General features: G+C 46.6%; 6 protein-coding genes and 1 rRNA gene. 2 read left to right on the forward strand and 5 right to left on the reverse strand.

The window, feature by feature from the left end:
• Nucleotides 1–9: 9 nt before the first annotated feature.
• Entirely contained in the window at nt 10–543 is a 534-nt protein-coding gene (locus BMX14_RS12815; protein ID WP_177173148.1) for a lipocalin family protein, read from the forward strand.
• On the opposite strand, the gene BMX14_RS12820 is transcribed toward BMX14_RS12815, so the two are convergent.
• The 4 genes from BMX14_RS12820 to BMX14_RS12835 form a co-directional block, all read right to left on the reverse strand.
• A complete protein-coding gene (locus tag BMX14_RS12820) occupies nt 534–1502 on the reverse strand; it encodes a D-cysteine desulfhydrase (RefSeq protein WP_092677395.1) in 969 nt (322 codons plus the stop codon). The genes BMX14_RS12815 and BMX14_RS12820 overlap by 10 nt on opposite strands.
• A 16-nt stretch (nt 1503–1518) precedes the next feature.
• Nucleotides 1519–4296: a DNA polymerase I gene (gene polA, locus BMX14_RS12825; RefSeq protein ID WP_092677397.1), complete on the reverse strand. Its 2778-nt coding sequence runs from the start codon at nt 4294–4296 to the stop codon at nt 1519–1521.
• A gap of 335 nt (nt 4297–4631) precedes the next feature.
• On the reverse strand, nt 4632–5258 hold the full coding sequence (gene dsbA, locus BMX14_RS12830) for a thiol:disulfide interchange protein DsbA (protein ID WP_092677400.1): 627 nt from the start codon (nt 5256–5258) through the stop codon (nt 4632–4634).
• A 25-nt stretch (nt 5259–5283) separates the two neighbouring features.
• Complete coding sequence (locus BMX14_RS12835) at nt 5284–6270, reverse strand: serine/threonine protein kinase (protein WP_092677410.1); 987 nt, start codon at nt 6268–6270, stop codon at nt 5284–5286.
• Between the two features lie 95 nt (nt 6271–6365).
• Here BMX14_RS12835 and mobA point away from each other — a divergent pair, with 95 nt between their 5' ends.
• Complete coding sequence (gene mobA, locus BMX14_RS12840; protein ID WP_092677402.1) at nt 6366–6923, forward strand: molybdenum cofactor guanylyltransferase MobA; 558 nt, start codon at nt 6366–6368, stop codon at nt 6921–6923.
• A 56-nt stretch (nt 6924–6979) separates the two neighbouring features.
• Here the strand turns inward: mobA and rrf are convergent.
• Nucleotides 6980–7095 (reverse strand): 5S ribosomal RNA (gene rrf / locus BMX14_RS12845).
• Nucleotides 7096–7316: the final 221 nt, after the last annotated feature.

Genomic DNA, 7316 nt, shown 5'->3' on the forward strand with positions numbered 1-7316 from the left:
GCAATAAAGATGAGATATAAACTGCTGTTACCCCTTATCGGCCTGGGTTCTCTCGCATTATTATCGGCCTGTCAAAATTTGACGCCTCCTGCAGGCGTCAAACCCGTTACCCCGTTTAATGTCGAGAAATACCAAGGTAAGTGGTATGAGGTCGCAAGGCTTGAAAATCGGTTTGAAAAAGGCTTAACCCACGTCACGGCGACATACCGTTTGCAAGACGATGGTACTGTCACCGTGATTAACCGTGGATTCAACCCTCAAAAAGGCCAGTGGTCTGAGAGTATCGGAAAGGCACGCTTTACTGGAAGTCATGATCGTGCGGCATTAAAAGTTTCCTTTTTCGGGCCCTTCTATGCCAGCTATAACGTGATTGCTCTGGATGATGATTATCAAACCGCTTTAGTCTGCGGACCCGACAGAAGTTATCTCTGGATACTCTCCCGCCAGCCTCACTTAACCGCTAAATCGCGTCAAACGCTATTAGCGAAAGCTAAGCAGGCGGGGTTCGCTATCGACCAACTACTGTGGACGGATCAAGAATAAGCGAAGAGTGCCGGGGCCCCTCCAGTGTGGATAAATAACAGTGGGCCAGTGCTTGTAAAACGTTGGCTGTTAATACCCGACAACATTCCTGCCATCGCTTTCGCCGTATAAACGGGGTCAAGGAAGATCCCTTCCAGCTGGGCCACTAAGTTCAGTGCATCATTACCGCTGTCATTGGTATATCCATAGCCGGGTGCGTAGAAGTCATCCCACAATTCGAGCGGCTGTTTCACGTTTACCTTCAGTGTTTCGGCCAAAGATTGGCGAAGAGCCTCGACAATCGGCTGTTGCTGCACGCTACTACGCGAAACCGTCACACCCACTAAAGCGACCTGTGGGAGATAATGTTCAAGACCCACCGACAGGCCGGCGTGTGTCCCACCGCTACCCGATGCGACGACAACTGCAGCGAGGTCAGGGATATCAGCCACTTGATGCATAATTTCTTGCGCACAGCCAACATATCCCAGACTTCCCAGTGTATTCGAGCCACCCACCGGGACAACATAGGGACGAAATCCCTGTGCTTGCAGTAATTCTGCTTGCGTAATCAGCTGCTCAGCGAGAGAAGGCCCGACTTGCGCAGGCAAAACATTAACCCCCAACAAGTCGAGTAATAAGCGATTACCATTATGCTGATAACTATCAGTCGCCCCCTCTAGAGGATTCTCTAAAATCGCCATGCACTTCAGGCCAAGCTTCGCCGCTACTGCCGCCGTTTGCCTAACATGATTAGACTGGATAGCCCCTGCGGTGAGGAGAACATCCGCGCCTTCTTGTAAGGCTTGTGCGGCGAGAAACTCGAGTTTACGCAATTTATTTCCCCCCAAACCAAGAGGGGTCAGGTCATCACGTTTAATGTAGATATCACGTTCGGCATAGTCTGATAGACGTGGTAAGTACTCAATGGGTGTCGGCGCGCCAACTAGCTCAATTTTCGGGTAATTATCGATTAACATTATTTCACCTTATCGCTTAATGCGCCTGATCCCAGTTGTCACCCAGACCCGTATCAACTTGTAAAGGAACGGCTAGCGTGACGCAATTTTCCATAATTTCACGCACTTTTTGCGTCGCACTGTCGACTAAGTCTTCATGCACTTCAAACACCAATTCATCGTGTACTTGCATGATCATTTTAATGCGATCCGGATCTTGCGTTGCTAACCAGTGATCAACCCCGATCATCGCACGCTTGATAATATCGGCTGCAGTCCCCTGCATGGGCGCATTGATGGCTGCCCGTTCCGCGGCTTTACGTCGAATCGCGTTACTCGATTTAATATCGGGTAAATAAAGTCGGCGACCTTCGAGGGTTTCAACGTACCCTTTTTCCGCGGCACTTTGGCGTGTGGTCTCCATATAGGTCAATACACCGGGGTAGCGCTCAAAGTAGAGATCCATATACTTCTTCGCTTCACCAGGAGCTATCCCTAATTGACGCGATAGTCCAAATGAGCTCATCCCATAAATCAGTCCAAAGTTAATGGCTTTAGCGCTACGACGTTGCTCGCCCGTCACCTTGTCTAGTGGGACACCGAAGACTTCTGAAGCAGTGGCTCGGTGGATATCTTCGCCTTGCGCAAAGGCTTCTAACAAGCCTTTATCTTGTGAAAGGTGCGCCATAATCCGCAGTTCAATTTGCGAATAGTCGGCCGCTAAAATTTTATGGTCAGGTGCGGCAATAAACGCCTGGCGGATACGACGACCTTCGTCGTTACGTACCGGGATATTCTGTAGGTTTGGATCAGTCGACGAGAGACGTCCTGTCGCGGTAACCGCCTGGTGATAAGAGGTATGCAACCTGCCAGTAACCGGGCTAATCATTAACGGCAGCTTGTCGGTGTAGGTCGACTTTAATTTCGACAGGCCACGATGCTCAAGAATCACTTTAGGTAACGGGTGATCAAGCGCTAACTCTGCCAGGACTTCTTCACTGGTTGATGGCGCACCGCCCGGAGTTTTCTTCGTCGGCTTAATGCCTTGTTTTTCAAACAGGATCGTTTGTAGCTGTTTCGGCGATGAAAGGTTAAAGCTTTCCCCTGCCAGCTCGTGGGCTTTCTTCTCTAACTCTTCGAGGCGTTGTGCCAATTCTTGAGAGTGTGCCGAAAGAATAAGTGGTTCAATCAGTACACCATTGCGTTCGATTTTCGAGATAACGGGGACAAGTGGCATTTCAATCTCGTCGAAGACTTTTTTAGGCCCCGCTTCGTTTTCTAACAAAGGCCAAATCTTTTGATGCAGCTGTAACGTTACATCGGCATCTTCTGCTGCGTACTGCGCAGCTTGCTCGAGTGATATCTGGTTGAAGGTTAACTGTTTTTTGCCTTTTCCGGCAATCTCTTCAAATGTAATAGTCTTATGACCTAACCAACGTTGTGAGAGGCTATCCATATCGTGTTTACCCGCCACGCTGTTATAAAGATAAGACTCCAGCATGGTATCAAAACGGATACCTTTTAACTCTATTCCGTAGTTAAGCAGTACTCCCCGGTCATACTTCAGGTTCTGACCGACTTTTGCCAGATTTTCGTCTTCGAGTAATGGCGTAAACTGAGCGAGCACTTCATCACGGTTCAATTGCTCAGGCGCATCTAAATAGTCATGGGCCAGCGGTAAATAGGCCGCCTCACCTGCAGCCGTAGCGAAAGAGAGGCCCACTATCTCTGCAGAATAGGAATCAAGAGAGGTCGTTTCTAAATCAAATGAAAACAGCTCACTATTTTTTAGCTTTGCGAGCCACTCATCAAGCTGAGTCTGTTCAAAAATTGTTTGGTAGTTTTCAGAAGATAAACTGATTTCTGGTACTGAGGCCACTTCCTCCGGTGCGTTATTTTTTGCACTTGAGGTCGACTTGCCACTTAGCCAGCGGTTATTTTCCACATCCCCTAGCCAACGCTTAAATTCATAGCGGGAAAATAGATCGAGAAGGAGTGCTTGATCTAACGGGCCGACCTTGAGTTGTTCACAGGTAAGATCTAACTCAACATCGGTTTTAATCGTGGCGAGTTGATAAGAGAGCATGGCCATCTCTTGATTTTCAGCCAATTTTTTACCCATCGTTTTCGCCCCGCGAAAACTTAAGCTAGCGACTTTATCCAGATCGGCATAGAGCGTGTTTAAACTTCCCAACCCTTGCAATAACGCCTGAGCGGTTTTTTCACCCACACCGGGTACACCCGGAATATTATCGGACGAATCACCCATTAGCGCTAAGTAATCAATAATCAGTTCAGGGGGAATACCGTATTTCTCTTTAACCTCTTCAGGCCCGAGAACGGTATTATTCATCGTATTGATAAGAGTGATATGGGCACTTACCAGCTGTGCCATGTCTTTATCACCGGTACTAATCAGCACATCACGTCCTTCTTGCTCCGCTTGACGAGCGAGCGTACCGATAACGTCATCGGCTTCAACACCTGATACGGCGAGTAACGGTAAGCCTATCGCTTTAACCATCTGATGCAAGGGTTCTATTTGCGAACGTAGATCATCCGGCATAGGAGGGCGATGCGATTTATATTCAGCGAATAGCTCATCACGAAAGGTTTTTCCTTTAGCATCAAACACGACAGCAACATGGCTGGGCTGATATTGCAGCAATAAGCTGCGCAACATGTTTAGCACGCCATACATCGCCCCTGTCGGTTCTCCAGCAGCATTGGTGAGCGGCGGGAAAGCATGGAACGCTCGGTAGAGATAAGAAGAACCATCTATTAGGATCAGCGGATTTTGTGCGATTTGAGCCATAGGTATTAATTTCTGAGTTGAGCCGTGGGTAAGCGTTAGCATGCCACAGAATAGAATAAATGTTGAACATGTCAGTGACTGGCATGATCACATAGAAGAAAACCAGGTCTAAGATCCTGTGGATAACTCTGTGGATCTATTTATTACGTTAATTACATATTGACCGAAACATACAATTGATCTGTATAAAAATCTTTTAAAACAATATCTTAAATTAGATCCTTGATGATTCCTTACATTATTGCTGCGCTATACCTCTGTGAATAAAAGGATCGCGTTTTTTTATTCCGAATAGGGTAAACCCCTGAACACCTGAGTATTCAGAGGTATTACGCTTATTTATTCAGCAAAAACTTCGTGACGTTGACATAATCCGCTGAGAAATTAGGTAATGAACTCGTATCAAGCCCCGCGTTATTGATCTGGTATTTCCCATTGATGAACAGCGCAGGTACACCATTGATATTAAAATCAGTCGCCGCTTTTTGTTGCTGGCTGACTAGCGCTTTTACTGCAAAACTGTTCCATGCAGAGTCATAGGCTTCAGGAGTAATGCCTGCCGCTTTAATAAAGACATCTTTCAAGCTCTGTTGATCTTTGATGGTTTGAGACTTTTGTAGGCCCTCAAAGATAGGATCCATGACTTTATCTTCAACACCCAAGGCCATCGCGACTGCCCAAGCATGAGTCAGGATTGGACCGTAGTCACCACCTAAGAAATCAACATGATAACGTGTTAATTTCACATTTGCTGGGAGACCTTGTTCAACCGCTTGGTTGATTTTATAAGTGCGTTCGAAATCGTAGCAGTGTGGGCAGAAGAACGAGAAAAATTCGACAACTTTTGGTGCGCCATTAACTGGCTTTTCTATCGCTTGGTACTGCTTACCTTCAGTAAAGGTTGCTGCAGAAGCGCCAAAGGCAAGCATTGCCCCAAAGAGAGCAAATAATACTTTTTTCATTTTTTACTTATCTCCAAATTATCATTCAAAATTGAGGCATCATCAGTGATGGAGGCGATTGTAGCAACACAGTCTGCGCGTTAATTTCAGCAATCTGTCGCATCCAAAAGTCAGCCTCTTCAAACCAAGGAAAAGCTTTAGGAAAAGCAGGATCTCGCCAACGTCTGACTACCCACGCTAGATAATAAACCATGCGCATCGCACGTAAAGGCTCAATCAGTGACAATTCGTTAATGTTAAATTCAGTTAGCTCTGTATAACATTCTAGCAGAATATCCCATTGAACTCGTTGTTCATTCAGGTCACCACTGACTAACATCCAAAGGTCTTGGACGGCGGGGCCGTCACGCGCATCGTCTAAATCGACAAAGAGCGGTCCATCACGCCAGAGAATATTACCGGGATGGCAATCACCGTGTAAGCGTAAAGCTTCCCAGTCTGTATGCCACATACAAGTTAGCTGAGCCCCTAATTTAGTCAGAGCGGTAATGAAATCAACTTTTAATGCCGCAGGAATCAGTGATGTTTCCTGTAATAAGGCAAGAGGTTGATGAAAATATTCATCAAGACCAAACGTCGGTCGGTGATGGAATAGATGTTGCCGTCCAACCTGATGGATACGCGCTAAGGTTTGGGCCGCTTGTTCAAGATGGTCGTAGTTATCAATTTCATATTGCCGCCCTCCCAAACTGGGGAAGATCGCGAATGAAATACCTTCTGCTTGCTGTACCGTCGTACCATGAAAACTCAGTGGAGCGGCGACAGCAATATTAGCCTCGGCGAGTTGTTGCGTGAACTGATGTTCTTCATACAATTGCTCAAGCGACCAACGCTGAGGGCGGTAGAATTTAGCAACGTAACGCTTTCGGTCTTCGTCGCTAAATTGCCAAACACGATTTTCATAGCTGTTGAGTGGGGTTAACCCCGAGTCAACGCGTATTCCCGTATTCCATAATGAGTCTAATACGGTTTCAGGATCGAGAGTTTGGAAATCAAAGCTCGGTTGGATCATAATCTCTGCAATAATATAAAAAACTGAGCTGCAGGATAACATCAACACTGCTCGGCAGCCCGATTATTTGAGCGATTAATTGAGAAGGACTAACTGTGATCAGTGGCATTATCTTGGCGGGCGGTGCGGGAGAACGCATGAATGGGAAAGATAAAGGACTCGTGCAATGGCACGGAAAAGCGCTAATTGACCATGTCATCGTATATTTAGCGCCACAGGTCAGCCACTTAGCCATTAATGCTAATAGAAATATTACTCTTTACCAAGAGAGGGGGCTTCCTGTGATCCAAGATAAGGTTCAGTCCCTGCTTGGACCCTTAGCGGGTATCGAGGTGGGTTTAGAGGCGATAAAAACAGAATGGCTTGCCGTAGCCCCGTGTGACAGTCCATTGTTTCCCAATGATTATGTCCAACGGCTCTACGAATTCACGCAGCACAATACGTTGGCACTCTCTTGGGTACGCCAAAATGGCCAAGATCATCCACTCTTTTGTCTTATTCATCGGGAGTTACGCAATGATCTGCATGATTTTCTTCACCTACAGGGAAGACGAAAAGTATTAGATTTCTTCGAGAGTCACGGAAGCGCTATGGAGTTTAGCGAGGAACTTCCTCTGTTTGCCAACTTTAATGATGAAGAGTCGTTAAAATAAAAATGACACAACGCAAAAAGGCCATCCGTTAGGATGGCCTTTCCGACTTATTGGATGCCTGGCAGTTCCCTACTCTCGCATGGGGAGACCCCACACTACCATCGGCGCTACGGCGTTTCACTTCTGAGTTCGGCATGGGGTCAGGTGGGACCACCGCGCTAGTGCCGCCAGGCAAATTCTTGCTGCTAAAAACGTTCCTTTTTGACGTACTCGGCGTTAACTTCCCTCGTGCTGCTCTGTCACATACCTCTGTATGCTCCTTCACATCCCTTGGTCGTCGCCTTGATTACGATAAAAATTAATCGTTTCTTTACTTCGCAATGCTTTAAATAAACGAACGTGTTCGCTTACCTTTCTATTCGTTAATCTGTCAACGCGCTGATAAATCTCTCA

The organism is Rosenbergiella nectarea, assembly GCF_900111105.1.
In the GTDB taxonomy this organism is placed as follows: Bacteria; Pseudomonadota; Gammaproteobacteria; order Enterobacterales; family Enterobacteriaceae; genus Rosenbergiella; species Rosenbergiella nectarea.